Source organism: Amycolatopsis sp. VS8301801F10 (assembly GCF_046195355.1).
Taxonomy (GTDB): domain Bacteria; phylum Actinomycetota; class Actinomycetes; order Mycobacteriales; family Pseudonocardiaceae; genus Amycolatopsis.
In genome coordinates this window covers 7,982,200-8,003,070 of record NZ_CP176065.1, presented here as the reverse complement: position 1 = coordinate 8,003,070, position 20,871 = coordinate 7,982,200, and the positions used below count along the sequence as shown (strand labels likewise).

15 protein-coding genes are annotated in these 20,871 nt (G+C 70.6%); 6 read left to right on the top strand and 9 right to left on the bottom strand.

The window, feature by feature from the left end:
- Positions 1 to 118: 118 nt before the first annotated feature.
- The 4 genes from F9C11_RS36635 to F9C11_RS36620 all read right to left on the bottom strand — a co-directional run bounded on the left by F9C11_RS36635 (position 119) and on the right by F9C11_RS36620 (position 6,711).
- Positions 119 to 2,020 (bottom strand): prolyl oligopeptidase family serine peptidase, encoded by a 1,902-nt coding sequence (locus tag F9C11_RS36635; RefSeq protein ID WP_409181925.1) that lies wholly within the window; start codon positions 2,018 to 2,020, stop codon positions 119 to 121.
- Positions 2,021 to 2,134: 114 nt separating this feature from the next.
- On the bottom strand, positions 2,135 to 3,688 hold the full coding sequence (locus F9C11_RS36630) for a GMC family oxidoreductase (protein WP_409181924.1): 1,554 nt from the start codon (positions 3,686 to 3,688) through the stop codon (positions 2,135 to 2,137).
- Positions 3,685 to 5,211, bottom strand: coding sequence for an APC family permease (locus tag F9C11_RS36625; RefSeq protein WP_409181923.1), 1,527 nt, complete (start codon positions 5,209 to 5,211; stop codon positions 3,685 to 3,687). The genes F9C11_RS36630 and F9C11_RS36625 overlap by 4 nt, the downstream gene beginning before the upstream one ends.
- 30 nt (positions 5,212 to 5,241) lie before the next feature.
- The gene (locus F9C11_RS36620) at positions 5,242 to 6,711 is read right to left on the bottom strand and encodes an aldehyde dehydrogenase family protein (RefSeq protein ID WP_409181922.1); all 1,470 of its coding nucleotides are present in this window, start codon (positions 6,709 to 6,711) and stop codon (positions 5,242 to 5,244) included.
- A gap of 208 nt (positions 6,712 to 6,919) precedes the next feature.
- On the opposite strand from F9C11_RS36620, the gene dxs reads away from it, so the two are divergent.
- The 3 genes from dxs to F9C11_RS36605 all read left to right on the top strand — a co-directional run bounded on the left by dxs (position 6,920) and on the right by F9C11_RS36605 (position 10,558).
- Positions 6,920 to 8,836 (top strand): 1-deoxy-D-xylulose-5-phosphate synthase, encoded by a 1,917-nt coding sequence (gene dxs / locus F9C11_RS36615; protein WP_409181921.1) that lies wholly within the window; start codon positions 6,920 to 6,922, stop codon positions 8,834 to 8,836.
- Between the two features lie 185 nt (positions 8,837 to 9,021).
- The gene (locus tag F9C11_RS36610) at positions 9,022 to 9,642 is read left to right on the top strand and encodes a cupin domain-containing protein (protein WP_409181920.1); all 621 of its coding nucleotides are present in this window, start codon (positions 9,022 to 9,024) and stop codon (positions 9,640 to 9,642) included.
- A 55-nt stretch (positions 9,643 to 9,697) separates the two neighbouring features.
- The gene (locus tag F9C11_RS36605) at positions 9,698 to 10,558 is read left to right on the top strand and encodes a LysR family transcriptional regulator (RefSeq protein ID WP_409181919.1); all 861 of its coding nucleotides are present in this window, start codon (positions 9,698 to 9,700) and stop codon (positions 10,556 to 10,558) included.
- Here F9C11_RS36605 and F9C11_RS36600 read toward each other — a convergent pair.
- The 5 genes from F9C11_RS36600 to F9C11_RS36580 are packed head-to-tail and all read right to left on the bottom strand — an operon-like array spanning position 10,524 to position 17,416.
- Positions 10,524 to 11,972: a purine-cytosine permease family protein gene (locus tag F9C11_RS36600; protein ID WP_409181918.1), complete on the bottom strand. Its 1,449-nt coding sequence runs from the start codon at positions 11,970 to 11,972 to the stop codon at positions 10,524 to 10,526. The two genes, F9C11_RS36605 and F9C11_RS36600, sit on opposite strands and share 35 nt — an antisense overlap.
- Positions 11,972 to 13,378 carry an aminobutyraldehyde dehydrogenase gene (locus tag F9C11_RS36595; protein WP_409181917.1) on the bottom strand — a complete coding sequence of 469 codons (1,407 nt, stop codon included), beginning with the start codon at positions 13,376 to 13,378 and terminating at the stop codon, positions 11,972 to 11,974. Before F9C11_RS36595 ends, F9C11_RS36600 begins: the two co-directional genes overlap by 1 nt.
- The gene (locus tag F9C11_RS36590; RefSeq protein WP_409181916.1) at positions 13,375 to 15,018 is read right to left on the bottom strand and encodes a thiamine pyrophosphate-binding protein; all 1,644 of its coding nucleotides are present in this window, start codon (positions 15,016 to 15,018) and stop codon (positions 13,375 to 13,377) included. Before F9C11_RS36590 ends, F9C11_RS36595 begins: the two co-directional genes overlap by 4 nt.
- Complete coding sequence (gene speB / locus F9C11_RS36585; RefSeq protein ID WP_037357511.1) at positions 15,015 to 15,968, bottom strand: agmatinase; 954 nt, start codon at positions 15,966 to 15,968, stop codon at positions 15,015 to 15,017. The genes F9C11_RS36590 and speB overlap by 4 nt, the downstream gene beginning before the upstream one ends.
- On the bottom strand, positions 15,965 to 17,416 hold the full coding sequence (locus tag F9C11_RS36580) for a sodium:solute symporter (protein WP_409181915.1): 1,452 nt from the start codon (positions 17,414 to 17,416) through the stop codon (positions 15,965 to 15,967). The genes speB and F9C11_RS36580 overlap by 4 nt, the downstream gene beginning before the upstream one ends.
- A 106-nt stretch (positions 17,417 to 17,522) precedes the next feature.
- On the opposite strand from F9C11_RS36580, the gene F9C11_RS36575 reads away from it, so the two are divergent.
- From F9C11_RS36575 to F9C11_RS36565, 3 genes are read left to right on the top strand one after another with little or no spacing between them, the layout of a single operon-like run.
- Positions 17,523 to 19,007, top strand: coding sequence for a PucR family transcriptional regulator (locus F9C11_RS36575; RefSeq protein ID WP_409181914.1), 1,485 nt, complete (start codon positions 17,523 to 17,525; stop codon positions 19,005 to 19,007).
- Positions 19,008 to 19,066: 59 nt separating this feature from the next.
- Complete coding sequence (locus tag F9C11_RS36570; protein WP_009075614.1) at positions 19,067 to 19,738, top strand: response regulator transcription factor; 672 nt, start codon at positions 19,067 to 19,069, stop codon at positions 19,736 to 19,738.
- Positions 19,735 to 20,859 carry a sensor histidine kinase gene (locus F9C11_RS36565; RefSeq protein WP_409181913.1) on the top strand — a complete coding sequence of 375 codons (1,125 nt, stop codon included), beginning with the start codon at positions 19,735 to 19,737 and terminating at the stop codon, positions 20,857 to 20,859. Before F9C11_RS36570 ends, F9C11_RS36565 begins: the two co-directional genes overlap by 4 nt.
- Positions 20,860 to 20,871: the final 12 nt, after the last annotated feature.

Here is a 20,871-nt window from a genome sequence, read left to right as displayed (position 1 = left end):
GATTCTGCGCAAGATGTGGTCGCTGGCGGTTGTTCTGCTGAGGAGCCGCCGCCGGACCGGCACCCGGTGGAGAACCTGCGGGCCGACCGGAGGTCCGCACCGTCTCTCGCGTACTCGGTTAGGGGCGGAGCCAGCGGTCGAACCAGGCACGCGTCCGGAGCAGGATGTCGAGCTGGTGCTGGCGTTCCCGGATCGAGTGCCCCTCTCGCGGATAGATCACGAACTCGTGCTCGACGCCGAAATGGCGCAGTGCTCGGTGGAAGTACTCGGACTGCCCGAGGGGCACGTTGGTGTCCTCGGCTCCGTGCAAGAGGAGCACCGGAGTGCGCACGCGGCTGGCGTAGGAGATCGGGCTGACCGCGTCGTGCGGATGCGGACCGGCGCCGTCCCATCCGGTGCTGCCGCCGAGCGCGGCTTCGAACTGGCCGTACTCGCCGGTCGCGGCGAGCATGCCCCAGTCGATGACCCCGGCGAGGACCAGCGCGGCGCGAAACCGATCGGTCTGGCCGACGGCCCAGGCGGACAGGAATCCGCCGTGGCTGCCGCCGGCGATGCCCAGCCGATCGGGGTCGGCGATGCCCTCGGCGACGAGCAGGTCGATACCGCTCAGGAGGTCGGTCCATTCCTCCCGTCCGACCCGGCCGGCCACGCTGAGGGCGAACTGGTGGCCGTGGCCCTGTCCGCCGCGCGGGTTGGGCAGGAATACCGCGTAGCCGGAGGTGGCGAGCCATTGCGCGCTGGGGAACCAGAACAGCTGGAGGCGATCGGCGTAGCGGTCGTAGGGACCGCCGTGCGGGATCGTGACGAGCGGGAACGGGCCGTCCGAAACGGATTTCCCGGCCGGCAGCACGAGCAGACCGTCCAGGTCGAGGCCGTCGGCGGCGCGGTAGGCCAGCGGTCGCTGGGAGCCGAACGCGACGCCGTCCAGTTCGGGGCGGGTGTCGGTGATCTTTCGCAGCGGTCCGTTCGGCGGCCCCACATGGACGTTCGGGGGCTGGTAGCGCATGCCGGCGAGGGCCGCGATCGTCGTGCCCGCGGGGGTGGTGGTGAGGGCATCGAGGAGGCCGGGCTGCTGCTGCAAGGTCGTGGGGCCGGTGGGGTCGAGCCGGGCCAGGGTGGTGTTCAGGCCGTCGGCGAACACCACCAGCGGGGCAGCGTCGGTCTGGTGCAGTCCGGTGGGGCACTTCGGGAAGCCGGAGGTCCGGTTGCGCAGGACGAGGCTGTCCACGGCCAGGTCGAACACGGCGGTGCCGCCTTGCAGAACCGGTGGGGTGAGAGCGAGAAAGCCGAGGTGCCAGCCGTCCTCGCCGGGCCACCAGGCCAGAGAACATGCGTCTGCCCCGACCGCTCCGAGGTCCGCCGTGGCGCCGGTCGTGGGATCGAACAGGTGCAGCTGGCCGGTGCGGGGGCCGTAGTCGTTGTCGCTGCTGGCCTGGGTGAGCACGGCGAGCGGGCCGCCGTCGGGTCGTTGCCGCAGTTCCACGACGTGCCGGTCGCCGAAAACCTCCGGGGTGGTGACCAGGCCAGTGCGCAGGTCGAGCAGCCGCAACCGGGCACGCGGTTCGCGCTCTCCGACGACAATGGCGTCGTTCCGGTCCCGGGCGCGGCGGGCGTCCTGGTCGGTGGGTTCGTCGCAAGCGAGCAGGGCGATCAGGGTGGGGTCGGCGAGCGGCAGGCAGTCGACGATGCCGGAGCGCCAGGCGGTCAGCGCGGCTGCCGCGCCGTCGGCGAGGACGAGCCGGTGCACCTGCGCGGTGCCGCGATCGGCTCGGTCGGACAGGAAAAACAGCGTGCTCGAGTCCGCGGACCAGCGCGGGCGGGATTCCGTTGCAGTGTCTGCGGTCGCCCGGCGCGCCGTGGCGGGGTCGTCGGTGTCAACGAGCCAGAGTTCGGTGTCGAAGCGGGCACCGGTCCGGCTGAGCGGCGAGAGGACGTAGCAGAGCAGATGCCCGTTCGGGGCAAGGGCGGGGGTCTGCGGTGCACGACCATCAACCACGAGTTCGGCGGTCAGACCAGACATGGGACCAGTCTGCCCATCTCGCCGGCGCAGCACGCGCTCGAGGCAGCGCAGGTGGATACGAGGTCGATCGGCGGGTGGTTGTGCCGCATCAGGACACAACCACCCGCCGGAAGATCAGCCCCGGTCTTCCTTCAGCAAGTCCGCGCACTTCTCGCCGATCGCCATCGTCGTGATGCACGGGTTCACCGTGACCAGGAACGGCATCACCGAAGCGTCGGCTACCCGCAGGCCCTCGACGCCGCGGACGCGCAGCCGCTCGTCCAGCACCGCCTCCGGGTCGCCGTCCGCGCCCATCCGGGCCGTGCACGCCGGGTGGTACACGGTGTTGTGCGTTTTGCGCAGGTAGTCGGCGATCTCGTCGTCGGTCGTGCAGTCACGGCCCGGCGCGAGTTCTACGCCCGCCCATTCGTCGAGGGCGGGCTGGGCGGCGATTTCGCGGGCGAGCTTCACGCCGTAGGTCATCACGCGCAGGTCGTACTCGTCGGTGAAATACCGCGGGTCGACCCGGGGCTTGTCGCGGAAGTCGCGCGTGCGCAGCCGCACGGTGCCTCGCGATCGGCTGCGCGTCACGTTCGGCGTGAGGCAGAAGCCGTTCTCCGTCGTCGGGTAGCCGTGCCGGACGGTGTTCAGGTCGAAGGGCACCGAACCGTAGTGGAACATCAGGTCCGGGCGGTCCAGGCCCTCCTCGGTCATGGTGAAAATGCCGATTTCCCACCACTGCGTGGATTCGGTGACCATCGGCTGCAGGGCGTCCCACATCACCAGGCCCTCGGGGTGGTCCTCGAGGTTCGAGCCGACGCCCGGCGAGTCCACGAGCACCTCGACGCCGACCTCGCGCAGGTGCTCGGCGGGCCCGATCCCGGACAGCATCAGCAGTTTCGGCGTGTCGATCGCGCCGGAGCTGACCACGACCTCGCGGCGCGCGGTGATCGTGCTGTGGTGGATGAGATCCCCGTCCAGCACCTCGACGCCGGTGCAGCGGCGGCCGTCGAACAGCAGCCGCTTCGCCCGCGCACCGGTGCGGATCTCCAGGTTCGGCCGCTTGCCCATGATCGGGTGCAGATAGGACACCGACGCCGAAGACCGGGTGCCGTCCTCGCGGGCGTTGATCTGGAACCAGTTCGCGCCGTGGGTGACGGTCTTGCCGGAGTTGAACTCGGTCGTCGGGATGCCCGCCTGGGCGCACGCGGACAGCAGCGCAGCGCCCGCCGGGTCCTTCGGCGGGACCGAGCGGATGGTGACCGGGCCGGAGCGGCCGTGGTGGTCGCCGGGGCCGTCGTTGGTCTCGAGCCTCTTGTACAGCGGGAAAATGTCCGCGGCCGACCAGCCGGGCAGGCCCAGCGAAGCCCATTCGTCGAGGTCCTCGGCCGGGGCCCAGAACGCGATGCACGAGTTGTGCGACGAGCAGCCGCCGAGCACCTTCGCGCGGGCCTGGCGCAGGTAGGAGTTGCCCGCCTCCTGCGGCTCCACCAGGTAGTCCCAGTCGTATCCGGACTCCAGCAGGCCCATCCAGCGGGTCAGCTCCAGCACCTCCGGCACGTCCGTGTCGGACGGTCCGGCCTCGAGGAGGCAGACGGTCACGTCCGGATCCTCGGACAGCCGGGCGGCCACCACCGATCCGGCCGTTCCGCCGCCGACCACCACGTAGTCGAACTCGCTTGCGCTCACCGGGAAACCTCCTCGTCGGGCACGGGGGCGGCGGCGTGGTCCGCCAGCACCCCGACCTTGTGCCGTTGCACGAACCAGTAGTAGGCGAAGCCGCCGGCCGCGAAGACGCCGACGAACAACACCGAAATCCACTTCAGATACCAGTGGAAGGGCGGGGAAGCGTTGTAGATCTCGTTGCGGGGCCAGGCCAGGTTGACCGTCATCGCGCCGCCCCACAGCACCGCGAGCACGTTCACCGGCAGCCCCCAGCGGCCGAGGGAGAACCGGCCGGCCGGCGTGCCCTCGCGCGGCCAGCGCCCGCGCAGGCGGCGGATCAGCATCGGCACCGTCACGAGGAGGTAGGACAGGTAGATCAGGATGATCGCGAGGCTGGTGACGGCCGAGAAGATCTGCGTGGAGTTGATGTTCAGCACCAGCAGCGCGATCGCGAGCACGCCGATCACGATCGCGGGGAGCACCGGGGTGCCGGTGGTCTTGTTGACCCGCGCCAGCTTCCGGCCGCCGGGCAGCGCGTTGTCCCGGGCCATCGCGAACGCGATCCGGATCGCCGCGGTGTGCACCGCCAGCACGCACACGGTGATCGCGATGAACACCACGAACAGGAACACCCGTCCGATGGCCGGGCCGAGCGCGTCGGTGAGCACGTACTGCAGGCCGACCGTGCCGAGTTCCGGCGCGTGGATGTTGCCGACCGCCATGAGCGCGAACAGGATGATCAGCCCGCCCAGCACGAAGGAGGCCACCAGGGCACGCAGAATCGCCTTCGGCGCGTTGCGGTGCGGGTTCAGCGATTCCTCGCCGAGCGACGCGGCGGTGTCGAAGCCGTACATCACGTACGACGAGGCGATGCCGGCGATCAGGAACGCGCCCAGGTAGCCGGACGAATGCCCGGCCTCGGTGCCGTTCGTCTCGGTCACCACCGACGGGCCGCGCACGAAATGGAAAGCGAGGAACACCACCAGCAGCACCGCGAACAGCAGTTCCACGAACACGCCCGCGCTGTTGATCCGCGCCATCAGCTTCACGCCGAACGCGTTCACCAGCGTGGTGAACACGATCAGCACGGTGGCCAGCAGCACGCCGTTGGCCGCGTCGCTGGTGCCCGTGCCGTCGCCGATGAACTGGAAGAACGACGTGATCTGCGGCAGCGTCCGCTGGTAGGCGAGCGCGGTCGCGGAGATCGAGACGATCGAGGCCAGCAGCATCATCCAGCCGGCCAGCCACGCGATGTGCGGATTGCTGAGCTTCTTCGCCCAGTTGTAGACCGACCCGGCGACCGGATACTGCGCGGCCAGTTCGGCGAAGCAGAGCGCCACCATCAGCTGCCCGACGAACACCGCGGGCCAGGACCACCAGTAGGCGGGCCCGCCCTCGGACAAGCCGAGGTAGGACAGCTGGAACACCCCGGTCAGCACCGAGATGTAGCTGATGCCGGCGGCGAAGGTGTGGAAGCTGCCGAGCGTTCTCTTGAGCTGGTTGGTGTAGCCGAATTCGCCGAGTTCGCGGTCGCCGGTGTCGCTCAAGGGCAGGTTCCTTTCGGTGGGGGAGGGGGATCAGCCGGAGAACCAGTGCTGGGGGCCGGGCTTGAGGTTCTGGTGGATGTGCTTGACCTCGGTGTATTCGGCCAGCCCGGTCGGGCCGAGTTCGCGGCCGAACCCGGACTGCTTGTAGCCGCCCCATTCGGCCTGCGGCAGGTACGGGTGGTAGTCGTTGATCCACACCGTGCCGTGCCGGAGCCGGTTCGCGACGCGCTGGGCGCGGGCGGCGTCCTGGGTGAACACGCCGCCGGCCAGGCCGTAGTGGGTGTCGTTGGCGATGCGGACCGCGTCGTCCTCGTCGGTGAACGTCTCGACGGTCAGCACCGGCCCGAACGACTCCTCGACGACGGCGGTGCTGCCCTGCTTCACGTTGTCGAGGATGGTCGGCAGGTAGTAGAAGCCGTCCTGCAGAGCCGGGTCGTCCGGACGCTTCCCGCCGGTGCGCAGGACCGCGCCCTCCTCGATCGCGGTGGCGACGTAGCGCTCGACCTTCTCGCGGTGCGCGGCGGAGATGAGCGGCCCGGTCTCGGCGTTCTCGTCGAACGGACCGCCGAGGCGGATCCGCTCGGCGCGCCGCACGAGTTCGTCGACGAACTCGTCGTGCCATTCCCGCTGGACGATCAGCCGCGCGCCGGCCGAGCAGACCTGGCCGGAGTGCAGGAACACCGCGGTCAGCGCGTAGTCGACGGCGGTCTCGAAATCCGCGTCGGCGAACACGACGTTCGGGTTCTTGCCGCCGAGTTCGAGCGCGACCTTCTTCACCGTCGCCGCGGCGTTCGCCGCAATCACCCGACCGGTGGCCAAACCGCCGGTGAACGACACGAGATCGACGTCCGGATGCTCCGACAGCGGCGCGCCGGCCGTCGGGCCCGCGCCGAGCACCAGGTTCGCGACGCCGCCGGGCAGCCCGGCCTCGGCCAGCAGGCGCATGAACAGGATCGAGGTGTGCGGGGTCAGCTCGCTCGGTTTCAGCACGAACGTGTTGCCCGCGGCCAGGGCCGGGGCGATCTTCCACACCGTCTGCAGCAGCGGGTAGTTCCACGGGGTGATCAGGCCGCAGACGCCGACCGGTTCGTGCACGATCCGGCTGAACGAATCGGGACTGCCGGTGTCCACGACGCGGCCCGCCTCGTTGCCCGCGAGCTTGCCGAAATACCGCAGGCACGCCGCGATGTCGCTCATGTCGTAGCGGCTCTCCACCAGGCGTTTGCCGGTGTCGAGCGATTCGGCGCGGGCGAATTGCTCCGCGTCGCGGTCGAGCAGGTCGGCCGTGCGCAGCAGCAGGTTTCCGCGCTCGGCCGCGGGGGTAGCCGGCCAGGGTCCGGTGTCGAACGCCCGGCGGGCCGCGGCGATGGCGGCCTCGGTGTCCTCCGCGGTCGCTTCGGCGACCTCGGCGACGAGGCTGCCGTCCGCGGGGCACCGGATCTCGCGTCGCCCTCCTGCGCGCGCGTCCACCCATTCGCCGCCGATGTACAAGTCCGCCATGGGGTCCTCTCGAGCTCGGGGTCCGTCCGGGATTATCACGGCCACGCGGGGTGACCGCGACTTGACCGACCGGCCTCGTGATCTTCCCCGCTCGTGGAGTTGCGTTCCGCCCGCGGTTGTGATCCGGGACGCGGGCGGCCGGTCCCCGGTGGCGGCCGTCCGTAGACTGGCCGGAACCGGCGGAGGAAGAAACGGACGGGGTGGAGCGGTGACCATGCTGGACTCGGTGCACGGACCGGCGGACCTGAAGCGCATGAGCGTCGAGGACCTCGGGGAGCTGGCGGCCGAGATCAGGGACTTCCTCGTGGACAAGGTCCGCCGCAGCGGCGGGCACCTCGGCCCCAACCTGGGCGTCGTCGAGCTGACCCTGGCGCTGCACCGGGTATTCGATTCCCCGCGCGACGCGATCGTGTGGGACGTCGGGCACCAGGCGTACGTGCACAAGATCGTCACCGGGCGGCACGGCGATTTCGACAAGCTGCGCCAGCAGGGCGGGCCCGCCGGGTACCCGTGCCGCAGCGAGAGCGAGCACGACCTGGTCGAGAACAGCCACGCGTCCGCCGCGCTGTCCTATGTGGACGGAATGGCGAAGGCGTTCGAGCTGTCCGGCGGCCCGCGCAGGCACGCGGTCGCGGTGGTCGGCGACGGCGCGCTCACCGGCGGCATGTGCTGGGAGGCGCTCAACAACATCGCCGGGCGCAAGGACCGCCCGGTCGTGATCGTGGTCAACGACAACGGCCGGTCGTACTCGCCGACCATCGGCGGGATGGCCGACCACCTCGCGTCGCTGCGGCTGCAGCCGGGCTACGAGCGGCTGCTGGACGGCGGCCGCGAACTGCTGCGCAGCACCCCGGTGGTGGGCAAGCCGATCTACGCCGCGCTGCACGCGGCCAAGGCGGGCATCAAGGACGCGCTGAGCCCGCAGGTGATGTTCTCCGACCTCGGGCTGAAGTACCTCGGCCCGGTCGACGGGCACGACCTGGTCGCGCTGGAGAAGGCGTTCCAGAGCGCGCGGGCGTTCGGCGGCTCGGTGATCGTGCACGTGGTCACCGAGAAGGGCCACGGCTACGCGCCCGCGGTGAACCACCAGGCCGACCAGATGCACCAGACCGACCCGATCGACCCGGAGACCGGCCTGCCGCCGGTGAAGGGCCCCAGCTGGACCGGCGTGTTCGGCGACGAGTTGGCGAAGATCGGCGAGGAGCGCGAGGACGTCGTGGCGATCACCGCCGCGATGCTGCGCTCGACCGGCCTGGAGAAGTTCTCCGAGCGCTTCCCGGACCGCTGGTTCGACGTCGGCATCGCCGAACAGCACGCGGTGACGTCCGCGGCGGGCCTCGCGATGGGCGGCTGCCACCCGGTCGTCGCGCTGTACTCGACGTTCCTGAACCGGGCGTTCGACCAGGTGCTGATGGACGTCGCGCTGCACCGCCAGCCGGTGACGTTCGTGCTGGACCGTGCGGGCATCACCGGTCCGGACGGCCCGAGCCACCACGGCATGTGGGACCTGTCGCTGCTGGGCATGGTGCCGGGCATGCGCGTGGCCGCGCCGCGCGACCCGGGGACCCTGCGCGAAGAACTGCGCGAGGCGGTCGCGGTGCAGGACGGCCCGACCGCGCTGCGTTTCTCGAAGGGCAGCGTCGGCCCGGACGTGCCCGCGGTCGAACGCATCGGCACGGTCGACCTGCTGCGCCGGCCCTCGGGTTCGACGGACGTGCTGCTGGTCGCGGTGGGCCCGTTCGCGCAGCTGGCGCTGTCGGCCGCGGACCGGTTGGCGGACCAGGGCATCGGCGTGACGGTCGCCGACCCGCGCTGGGTGGTCCCGGTGCCCGCGGAGCTGGTCGCCTTGGCAGAGCAGCACAAACTCGTGGTGACCGTCGAAGACAGCGGCCGCCACGGCGGTTTCGGCTCGGCGCTGGCGGCGGTGCTGCGGGACGCGGAGTGCGATGTCCCGCTGCGCGACCTCGCGGTTCCGCAGGCGTTCCACGAACACGGGACGCGCGCCGAGGTGCTGGACCGGATCGGCCTGACCGCCCAGGACGTGGCGCGGCGGATCACGGAGTGGGCCTCGGGACGGCTGGGCTCCGACGTGGAGGAGACCGCGGGGGAGAAGCCGCGCGCCTGAATCACGCGACGGAGAGTGTGAATGGCGGGTCCCGGAGCTGGGCCCGCCATTTCGTCTCTCTGGGGCCCGTTCGCTCATCGCGGCGCGCGATAGCAGTGATCCGGGCCGGGCCCTTTCCGGTTTCCGGATTCCCGGAAGAATCAGGGGAAGCAGATCTTCCTCGGTTTCTGGGAAAGGCGGAAAGAATGTCGGAAATCAGCAGGCGCGGTGCGCTTGGGGCGGGCGCGGGAATCGCCGCGGCGACCGCGTTCGGGGCGGCCGCGCCGGCGGGGGCGAGCACTCCGGCGAAACCGGCTCACCTCTTCCCGCTCGCCAAGTCGAAACCCGCGGTCTACGACGGCGGGACGCTGCGCGGGGCCAACGAGCAGACCTTCCCGATGCTGGCCGGTCAGCAGGGTTCGGTGTACCTGGTGCACCTCGACCCCGGCGGCCTGCGCGAACCGCACTGGCATCCGTCCGCGTGGGAGCTGAACTACATCATTTCCGGCACCGCGGACTGGAGCATTCTCGGCACGCACGCCGACGGCAGTTACCACAATGACGTTTTCCGCGCCGGGCCCGGCGATCTCGTCTTCGCCCCGCAGGGATTCTTCCATTATTTCGCGAATTCCAGCGCCACCGAAGGCCTTGACGTGCTCGTCATGTTCAACACCAGCGCCGCGGAGCCGAACGACGACATCGGCATCGTCGGGACGCTGAACTCGCTGCCGAGGGAGGTTCTCGCCGCCTCGTTCGGGGTTCCGGCGTCCGCGTTCGCCGCGGTTCCGAAGGACCTCAAGCCGGTGGTGATCACGCGCCGCCGGTAGTGGCGGCGCCCACACCTCGTACCCGGTCGGGTACCGAGAGTGGTACTCCGGAGTAGTGATCGATCCGGTGCTGCTGCGCACTTTTCTCGCCGTGGCGGAGGCGGGCGGGTTCTCCGAAGCCGCCCGCCGGCTGGATCTCGGGCAGTCGACGGTGAGCCAGCACGTCCGCCGCCTCGAAACGGCGCTCGGCTGCGTGCTGTTCGAGCGCGACACGCACCGCGTGCGCCTCACCGGCGACGGCGAGACGATGACCGGCTTCGCCCGCGGCATCCTCGACCAGCAGGACCGCGCGCTGCGGTACTTCTCCCGGCCGGGCCCGCGTGGGCGGGTCCGGTTCGGGGTGTGCGAGGACTTCCTGCTCGGCCACGCCGCGGACGTCCTCGACCGGTTCCGCGGCGCGCATCCGGGGATCGACCTCGAACTGTCGGTCGAGCTGAGCGAGGTGCTGCACTCCCGGCTCGCCGACGGAGACCTCGACCTGGTGCTCGCCAAACGCGATTCCGGACAGGGCGTGCGCCGTGATCCGCTCGTGTGGGTGGGCTCGCCCGGGCTCGAACTGGTTCCCGGCGAGCCGGTGCCGCTCGTGCTGTACCCGGAGCCGAGCGTCACCCGGGCCCGCGCGCTGAACGCGTTGCGCCGGGGCGGCGTCCAGTGGCGGATCGGCTGCGTCAGCGAACGGCTCAACGGCCTGCGGGTCGCACTCGAAGCCCGGCTGGGGGTCGGCCTGTTCGCGGCCTCCGTGGTCCCGGACGGGCTCGTCCCGGTCGCGGGACTGCCCGACCCGGGTTCGGTGACCTTCGTGCTGAGCCACCGCGGAACGGCCCGGGGTTCGGCGGCGGCGCTGGCGGACACGATCCTGTCGGCTCAATGGAGCCGCCCGCTCACGCTTCGGCGGCCACCGCTTCCGCAGCGGTGACCGAAGCAGGCCCGAACACTTCCCGCGGTTCCGGAAACACCTTCACCAGCACCGGATACGCCACCGCGGCCGTGCAGAGCGTCACCACCAGGCTGAGGTCCACCCCGCCCGCGACATCCGCCAGCGGGCCGGTGATCATCGGCGTGTTCGCGCACAGCAGGCCCAGTCCGGTGGCCGGGATCCAGGCCGCCATCGCGCGCCAGTTGACGCCGCGGTGGAACCAGTACCGGCCGCCGGTGCGGCCCTCGTTGAACACCTGCAGGTCGGCCGGGTCGTAGTAGCCGCGGCGTTGCACGTAGCCGATCATCATGATCACCATCCACGGGGACGTGCACAGCACGATCAGCGTCGCGAACGCGTTGATGCTGGACACCATGTCGAGCACGAAATTGCCGACGAAGATGAACAGCACGCTCAGCGTCCCGATCAGCAGGGTCGCCCGCACGCGGGACAGCCGGGGGAAGATCGAGCTGAAGTCCAGTCCGGTGCCGTACAGCGCGGTGGTGCCGGTGGACAATCCGCCGATCAGCGCGACCACGATCAGCGGGATCGCGTACCAGAGCGGGGAAATCGCGGTCAGGCCGGTGACGTAGTCGGCCGGGTCGGCGACCAGGGTCGCGGTCGCGATGCCGAAGCCGAACGGCAGCAGCGTCGCCAGTTGCGCGAGGAACGGCGCGGCCAGCAGCGAGCGGCGCGAGTGGGTGGCGGGGATGTAGCGCGACCAGTCGCCGAGGAACGCGCCGAACGAGATCGGGTTCGCCATCACGGTCAGCACGGCGAGGATCCACGTCGGCCAGAAGCCGCCGAGGGCGAAGGTGCCGCTGCCGGCGAACGACGGGTCGAACGAACCGCCGTAGGCGAAAATCCCGACCAGCATGATGAGCGTGCCCAGCGTGACCGCGACGCGGTTGACCAGCAGCATGAAGCGGTAGCCGTAAATGCACACGACGAGCACGGCGATCGCGATCACGCCATAGGCGACCGCGCGCAGGACGGGGCCGCCGTCGATGCCGAAAAGCCGTTGTGCCGCACCGGCTACCGCGTCGCCGCTCACCCACACCGAGATCGCGAAGAAGGTGATCGCGGTGAGCAGTGAGAGGAACGAGCCGACGCACCGGCCGACCACGCCGAAGTGCGCGCCGGACGAAACCGCGTTGTTGGTCCGCGTGACCGGGCCGAACAAGGCCATCGGAGACAGCACGAGCGCGCCGAGCACCACGCCCACGACGGTCGCGGCGAGGGCGGCCCAGAAGCTCAGCCCGTACGCGATCGGCAGGGTGCCGAGGATGATCGTGGCGAACGTGTTGGCCCCGCCGAACGCCAGCCGGAAGAGGTCGCGCGGGCGCGAGGTCTGTTCCGCGGGCGGGATCGGCGCGATGCCGTGCTGTTCGACCTCGGTGACTTTGTCGCTCATCACTCGAACCTCGTCATCACGTGCTTGACGCGGGTGTACTCGGCGAATGAATACGCCGAGAGGTCCTTGCCGTGCCCGGAATGCCCGAACCCGCCGTGCGGCATCTCGGCGGTCAGCGGGCCGTGCGTGTTCACCCACACGCAGCCGAAATCGAGGTCGCGCGACGCCCGGGCGACGCGGCCGACGTCGTTCGTCCAGACCGAAGAAGCCAGCCCGTACGGGACGCCGTTGGCCAGTTCCAGCGCTTCCGCCTCGTCCGCGAACGGCTGGACGGTGATCACCGGCGCGAAGATCTCCTCTTGGACCAGTTCGTCGTCCTGGCGGAGGCCGGACACGACGGTCGGCGCGAGCTGGAAGCCCGGTCCGGGTGCGGTGCCGCCGGTTTCGACACGCGCGTGCGACGGCAGCCGCTCCAGCAGGCCGAGCACGCGGTCGAGCTGGGCGCGGCTGTTGAGCGGTCCGTAGTCGACGTCCGGCCGGCGGTTGGCGGCCGTTTTCGTCAGTGCGGCAACGAATTCGTCGTGGATGCTCTCGTGCACCAGCACGCGGCTGCCCGCGGTGCAGTCCTGTCCGGCGTTGTAGAACGCGGCGTCGGCGATCCGCTCGGCGGTGTCGGCGAGGTCGGTGTCCGGGAAGACCAGCAGGGGAGCGTTGCCGCCCAGTTCCAGGTGGGTGCGCTTGAGATCGGCCGCGGCGACGGTGGCCACGTCGATGCCGGCGCGCGTCGAGCCGGTGATGGACACCAGGTCGGTGTGCGGGTGCCGGACCAGCGCGCGGCCGGTTTCCCGGTCGCCGCACAGCACGTTGAACACGCCCGGCGGCAGGAATTCCGCCGCGGTTTCGGCGAGCAGCACCGCGGTGGACGGCGTGGTTTCGGCGGGCTTGAGCACCACGGTGTTGCCCGCGGCGAGCGCCGGGCCGATCTTCCAGACGGCCATCATCAGCGGGTAGTTCCACGGCGCGATCTGCGCGCACACGCCGATCGGCTCGCGGCGGATCACCGACGTGTGCCCGGCCAGATACTCGCCCGCGCCGGTGCCTTCGAGCTGCCGCGCGGCGCCGGCGAAGAACCGCAGCGTGCTCACGCATTCCGGGATTTCCTCGTCCAGCATGACCGAACGGACCTTGCCGGTCTCGCGGACCTCGGCGTCGGCGAACTCCTCCGCGCGGGCTTCGAGCGCGTCGGCGATCTTGAGGAGGGCTTCCTGGCGCTGCGCGGGCGTGCTGCGTCGCCACGACTGGAACGCGCGCGCCGCCGATTCCATCGCGAGGTCGATTTCGTTCCGCCGGGAGACGACACTGGTGCCGAAGGCCTTGCCGGTGGCCGGGTTGGTCAGTTCGAGGGTGGCCTCGCTGTCGGGGGTGTCGACCAGAGCGCCGCCGACGAAGTTGCGGATGTGGGTCACGAGTGCTCCAAATGGGTTGGGGCGAACATCTTCAGCAGCGCGGGAAGCACGACGACCGACGGGCCGGGGGTGCGCAGCGCGTCGGCGAGATCGGTGCGGACAGTGTCCACAGTGGTCTTTCGGGCGGGGACGCCGAACGATTCGGCGAGCGCGACGAAATCCGGTCGCGGCAGTTCGGTCGCGGTGGTCTGGCCGAACGCGCCGGTGAGGTATTCGCGCAGGATGCCGTAGCCGCCGTCGTCGATCACCAGCCAGGTCACGTCCAGCTGGTGCTGTACCGCGGTGGCCAGTTCGGCCAGTCCGTACATCGCGCCGCCGTCGCCGGAGACGGCCAGCGATCGCACCCCCGCGGCAGCGGCGCCGAGCGCGCCGGGAAGGCCGTAGCCGAGGCCGCCCGCACCCTGCGCGGTGTGGATCGGCGCGCCGTCCGGATTCCACGCGGACCACGCCCAGTAGGCCGCGATGGTCATGTCCCAGAAGGTTTGCGTGCCTTCGGGAAGCGCGGCGCGGAGGTCGTCGATCAGCTTCCGTTCCAGTGCGAGCGGCTGACTGTCCAATCTGGACTCGACGCGGGCGAGCAGATCCTTCACCGCGGCTTCGGCCCGTCCGTCCGGAGTACGCGGCGTGAGCTGGTCCAGCAGCGCGCGGAGCGTGTGCCGGACGTCGGCGTGCAGCGCCAGCGCCGGGTAATTCGACTCTAGTTTCCCGAGATCCGCTTCCACCTGCACGATCCGGCCGCGCGGCGCGAACTCGCGGTAGTTGCTGGACAGCTCGCCCAATCCCGAGCCGAGCACCAGCAGGACGTCGGCGGCGGAGAGGAATTCCGTGGTGTGCCAGTCTTCCAGCCACGATTGCGCGGACAGCTCGTGGTCCCAGGCGAAAACGCCCTTGCCGCCGAACGTCGAGACCACCGGCGCGCGCAGGGTTTCGGCGAGCTGGCGAAGCTCCTCGTGCGCCCCGGAGCGCAGTGCGCCGCCACCGGCGAGAATCACCGGATTCTTCGCTGATTCAAGGAGTTTCGCGGCTTCGGCGACCAGTTCCGGTAACGGTTCGAGCGGTGCCGGAGCCGCGGTCACCGAGGTCAGCCGCGGCAGGGTGGCGTCGGCGAGCAGCACGTCCTGCGGGATTTCCACCCACACCGGCCCGTACGGCGCGGTGGCGGCGGATGCCCACGCCTCGCGCAGCGCGGTCGGGATCTGGCTGATCGACCGGACCACGTGCACCGACTTCACGACATCGCGGAAGCTCGCCTGCTGGTCGGTGAGTTCGTGCAGGTAGCCGTGCCGTCCGCCGCCGAGCCCGGCGACCGGGATCTGGCTCGAGATGCCGAGCACCGGCACCGAAGCCGCCCGCGATTCCTGCAGCGACGCCAGCGTGAGCAGCGCGCCGGGGCCGGTCGAGACGATCATCGGCGTGACCGGCACCGGGCCGTGCGGATCGGCGGCGAGCCGGGCGCGCGCGTGGCCGTCCGCGGCGAAGGCGAGATTGTTCTCCACCCGCGAGCTGACCACGCGCAGGTCTTCGGCCCGGCGCAGCGCTTCGAACAGGCCGAGCGCGTGCTGTCCGGGCAGGCCGAACACGGTGTCCGCACCGAGCGCCCGCAGCGTCTCTACGACAACGTCGCCGCCGATCCGGGTCATGCGCCGCGTCCCAGCGCCAGCAGGCTGACCAGGTCGTAGGCGACGTGCGAAGCGGCGACGGCGGTGATCTCGGCGTGGTCGTAGGCCGGGGCCAGTTCCACGACGTCCGCGCCGACCAGGTTGAGCCCGCGCAGGCCGCGCAGGATCTCCAGCAGTTCGCGGCTGGTCATGCCGCCCGCCTCGGGAGTGCCGGTGCCGGGCGCGTGCGCGGGGTCGAGCACGTCGATGTCGACAGACACGTACAGCGGACGGTCGCCAATGCGCTGGCGAAGCGCGTCCACGGTCTCGTCGATGCCGCGGCGCAGTACGTCGCCGGAGGTGACGATGCCGAAGCCGAGGCGACGGTCCTCTTCGAGGTCGCGCTTGCCGTACAGCGGACCGCGCGTGCCCACGTGCGACACGGCACTGGTGTCGAGAATGCCTTCTTCGACCGCGCGACGGAACGGCGTGCCGTGCGTGTACGGCTCGCCGAAGTAGGTGTCCCAGGTGTCGAGGTGGGCGTCGAAGTGAAGCAGCGCAACCGGACCGTGCTTCTTCGCCGCAGCACGCAGCAGCGGGAGCGCGATGGTGTGGTCACCGCCGACGGTCACCAGCTTCGTCTCGCCCGCGGTGAGCGCTTCGGCTTCCTGCTGCAGCTTCTCGATCGCTTCGCCGATGTGGAACGGGTTGACCGCGATGTCCCCGGCGTCCACGACCTGCTTCTCCGCGAACGGCGAAACGTCCAGACCCGGGTGGTACGGCCGCAGCAGCCGGCTCGCCTCGCGCAGCGCCGAAGGACCGAACCGCGCGCCGGGACGGTAGGACACGCCGGAGTCGAACGGCACGCCGACCACGGCTACGTCGGCACTCGGCACCTCGTCGATCCGCGGCAGCCGCGCGAAGGTCGCGAAGCCGGCGAAGCGCGGGATCTGCGACGAGTCGAGCGGGCCGACCGGACGCTGTTCACTCACTGGGTCAACTCCTGTCGGGTTTCGGATGCGCTGAGATCTTCAGCGGCTTCGGTACCGTGCAGACGTTTTGTCCACACGGAAAGAATGCTGTCCGGCGTACGCGGCGTCGCGAGGCTGACGCCGACGTACACGACCAGGCTGACGCCAAGGCCCCAATAAATCGGACTGTTGGCCGCGACCCCGTCGATGAACATGAAGGCGATGACGGACACCGTGCCGGCCACCATCGACGCGTACGCGCCTTCGCGAGTACCGCGCTTCCAGAACAGCGCGCCGATGATCGTCACGAGCAGGCCGCCGACGAGGATGTCGTACGCGATGGTGAGCGCGTTGACGACGTCGTCCACGAGCATTGCGATCCCGATGGCCACGATGCCCAGCAGAAGTGTCGTCACTCGGTTACGCAAGACCTCGCCACTCTTTAGGCCGACCTTGCGCAACAGATCCGAAGTCGTCGTGGTGGCGCACGCGATGAGCGCGCCGCTCGAAGTCGACATCAGTGCCGAGAGCGCCGCTGCCAGCACGAGACCGCGTACGCCGGTGGGCAGCAGCCGTTCGGCGATGGTGGCGAAGGCGTCCTGTGCGCTCCCGAGATCCGGGTACAGCACCTTCGCGGCCGTACCGATCAGCGCGCCCGCGATGCCGTAGACGAGGCAGTAGACGCCGGAGATGACACCGCCGCCGGTCGCGACGCGAGGCGTGCGCGCGGTGAACACGCGCTGCCAGATGTCCTGCCCGATCAGCAACCCGAAGGTGTAGATCAGGAAGTAGGTCAGGATCGTCTCGCCGCCGATCGAGGTGAACTCGAAGTACGACGCGTCCAGCTTCTCGGCCATCCCGCCGAAGCCGCCCGCCGAGACGAGCGCGACCGGCAGCAGGACGAACAGGATGCCGATCGTCTTGATCACGAACTGCGCGATGTCGGTCAGCGTGATCGACCACATGCCGCCGAGCACCGAGTACAGCACCACGATCGACCCGCCGATCGCGATCCCGGCCCAGCTCGGGATCGAGAACAGCACCTTGAAGATCGACGCGAACGCCAGCGTCGAGGTGACCGTGAGCATCAGCGTGTAGCCCCACATCACCACGCCGGACACCGCGCTCGCGCGGCCGCCGTAGCGCAGGTCGAGCATCTCGCCGACGGTGTAGACGCGCAGTTTCACCAGCCGCCGCGCGAAAACCGCGTGCAGCACGAGGATCCCGGCGCCGATCGTGATCACCAGCCACGCGCCGGAAATGCCGTAGGTGTAGCCGAGCTTCACGCCGCCGACGGTCGACGCGCCGCCGAGCACGACCGCCGACATCGTGCCGGAGTACATGAACCAGCCGAGCCGCCGTCCGGCGACCAGATAGTCGGATTTCGTCTTGGCCAGCCGGAGGCCGATCCAGCCGACCCCGATCATGCCCGCGATGTACAGCGCGATCACCGCATAGTCGCCGCCCACGGGTCCTCCTTGAAACGGGGTGGGTTCTTGCGGGACACCGTAGGGTCGGACGACCCCGCGGCGGCATGGGACGATGTATCCAGGACTTTGCCGAAGATTGGTTGAAATGACCCAGCAGGACGTGCTGTTGCCCGCGGAGGTGACAGTTCCACTACGCACCGTCGCGGGCAACCCGGAGCTGGCGCTCGACGTCGTGCCCGAAACGCTCCGCCCGGGCGCGCTCGACCGGCCGGTGCGGTGGGCGCACGTGAGCGAACTGGCCGACCCCGCGCCGTACCTGGTGGGTGCCGAACTGGTGCTGACCGCGGGCGTGAACCTGCCGAAGGACGCCGACCGGTACGTCCGGCGGCTGCGCGACGCGGGCGTCACCGCGCTCGGCTTCGGCCTCACTCCGACGGTCTCGGAAACCCTGCCGTCCTCGTTGCGCGACGCCTGCGCGGAACACGGCCTGCCGTTGCTGGTTGTTCCGCCCGCGACGCCGTTCCTGGCGATCAACCGAGCCGTCGCGGTCGCGCTCGCCGAGGCAGGCCGACACGAAGAACGGCGGCTGGCGGAAGGCCGCGAAGCGCTGACGCGCGCTGCGGGCGGCGGTCTGGGGGAGTTGGTCGCCGCACTCGCCGGACGGTTGCACGGGTGGGTCGCGATGGTCGGGGCCGGGGACGTGCTGGCGGCGGGCTACGACGCGCCGCAGCCGTTGCCGTCGCCGGTGAAGGAATTGCTCGCGACCTTGCGCGCTCGCTCCGGAATCCGCATCGCCTCGACCGAATTGCCGGACGGAACGCACGTGGTCGCGCAGCCGGTCTATCCGCAGGCGACCGCCGCGCACCTGGTCGTGGTCGGCCGCGCGCAACGGTTCGACAGCGGGGACCGGGCGATCCTGGCCGTCGGTGCGGCGCTGCTGGGGCTCGTCGGCCGCGCCGGATCGGACAGCGCGGAACTCGGGGCCGCGGCCACCGCGTTGCTGCTCGGCGGTCCCGGCGCGGACGCGCTCGCCGGAGTCGTCGGCAGCGAGCAGGCCCGGCTCGTCGCCGGAATCGCCCACCGGCGCGGCCCGGACGCGCTCGCCCGGCGGCCGGACTGGCTGCGCGCCCGCCTCGACACCCCGCTCGTCCAAGTCCTGCCCGGCCCCCGCTTCTACGCCATCGCCCGCGAACTCGGCGACCTGGACGGCCTCCTCGACCACGGCTGGCTCGTGGTCGCCAGCCCGCCGCACCCCGCCGCGGACCTGCCCGCCGCCGTCGCGGAAACCGAACTGCTGCTCGCCCGCGCCCGCGCTCTGGCCCGTCCGCTGGCCGCCAGCCCCGACCCGCTCGGCTTCGACGAGCTGATCCCGCCGGCCGCGGCGAGCGCGTTCGCCGAACGGCTGCTGGCCCCGCTGCGGGAACTGGACCGCGCGCACGGCCGCGAGCTGGTGCCGACCCTGCGGACGTGGCTGGCGCACCACGGAAGCTGGGATCGCACCGCGGCCGAACTCGGCGTGCACCGCAACAGCGTGCGGCACCGGATCGGGCAGGTGGAACGGGCGCTGGACGTCGAGCTGGCCGACCCGGAAACGCGGATGCGCCTGTGGTTCGCGTTGCGGTGGGGGTGAACGCGAGTGTCCAATCAGGTCTCTCAGGTGCTCTCAGGAAACTGTGGGATTGTGGTCTCGTGCGAGTTCTGGTAGTCGAAGACGAAGAGCCGTTGGCCGACGCGATCGCCCGCGGGCTGCGGCGGGAGGGCATGGCCGTCGACATCGCGCTCACCGGCGACGACGGGCACGAGAAGTCGTCCGTCACGCGGTACGACGTGGTGCTGCTCGACCGCGACCTGCCCGGGATGTCCGGCGACGACCTGTGCCGCGAGATCGTGACGTCCGGCGAGCTGACGCGCGTGCTGATGCTGACCGCGAGCAGTTCGGTGTCCGATCGGGTGGACGGATTGTCCCTGGGCGCGGACGACTATCTCGCCAAGCCGTTCGCCTTCCCCGAGTTGGTCGCGCGCGTGCGGGCGCTGGGCCGCCGCGCGACGCCCGCCGCGCCGCCGCTGCTCACCGCGGGCGACGTCGAGCTGGACCCGGCCAAGCGCACCGTCCGGCGCGCGAGCGGGCCGGTCGAGCTGACCCGCAAGGAGTTCGGCGTGCTCGAGGTGCTGCTGTCCGCCGGCGGATCCGTGGTCAGCAGCGAGGAACTGCTCGAACGGGTGTGGGACGAGAACGCCGACCCGTTCACCACGACGGTCCGGGTCACCGTGATGACCCTGCGCAAGAAGCTCGGCGAACCGGGCATCATCGAGACCGTGGTCGGCTCGGGCTACCGGGTGTCGGTCGCCGGTTCCGAGTGAAGCTTCCCGGTGCCCGCAGCCTGCGGGTGCGCGTCACCGTCCTGGCGACCGTCCTGGTCGCCGCGGCGGGATTGCTGCTGCTGTGGCTGGCGTGGACGCTCGTCGGCGACGCGGTCGACGCCGTGCCGCACATGCCGCCCGGCACCATCGTGCGGGTCGACGGGAACGACGTGGACGCGTCCACGCTCGCGCAGCATCTGCGCACGCACGCGGTCACCCGGGTGCTGATCTTCGGTTCGCTGGCGTTCTTCTTCGTGGTGGCCGCGGCGGCGATCCTGGCCTGGACGTTCACCTCGCGCGTGCTGCGGCCGCTGCGCGAGATCACCGGGACGGCGCAGCGGCTGTCGATCGAGTCGATGGGGGAGCGCATCGGCGAGATCCGCTCGCGCGACGAGCTGGCCGAGCTGGCCCGGACGTTCGACGACATGCTCGACCGGCTGCAGGACGCCTTCGATTCGCAGCGGCATTTCGTGGCCAACGCGAGCCATGAACTGCGCACCCCGCTGTCGGTGATCCGCACGGAATTGGACGTGACGCTGTCCGACGAACACGCCGACGAGGCCGAATTCCGCCGGATGGCCGGGGTCGTGCTGGACGCGACGAACCGGGCGGGACAGCTGGTGAATTCGCTGCTGCTGCTGGCCCGGACCGACGGAGCCGGTCTCGCGACGCGGGAACTGGTGGACCTGACGGTGCTGGTGGAACGCGCGTGGTCCGCGGTGCGGGGCGAGGCCGAACAGCGGGGCCTGCGCGCGGACTTCGCGACGCAGCCGTCGCCCGCGATCGGGGATCCGGCGCTGCTGGAACGGATCGCCGGGAACCTGGTCGAGAACGCGGTGCGGCACAACGTCGACGGCGGCTGGATCGAGGTGACGACCGAGCCGGGCGCGCAGTGGTCGACGCTGCGGGTGCGCTCGTCGGGCGGGCTGCTGGACCCGGCGGCGGTGCCGGAGCTGTTCCAGCCGTTCCGCCGTGCCGGGGTGGCCCGGACGGCGCGTTCCGGCGCGGGGCTGGGGCTGTCGATCGTGCGGGCGGCGGTGCAGGCCCACGGCGGGACGGTGTCCGCGGAGCCGGTGGTCGGGGGCGGGCTGGCGGTGACGGTGCGGCTGCCCGCCGCGTAGCGGCTCAGCCGA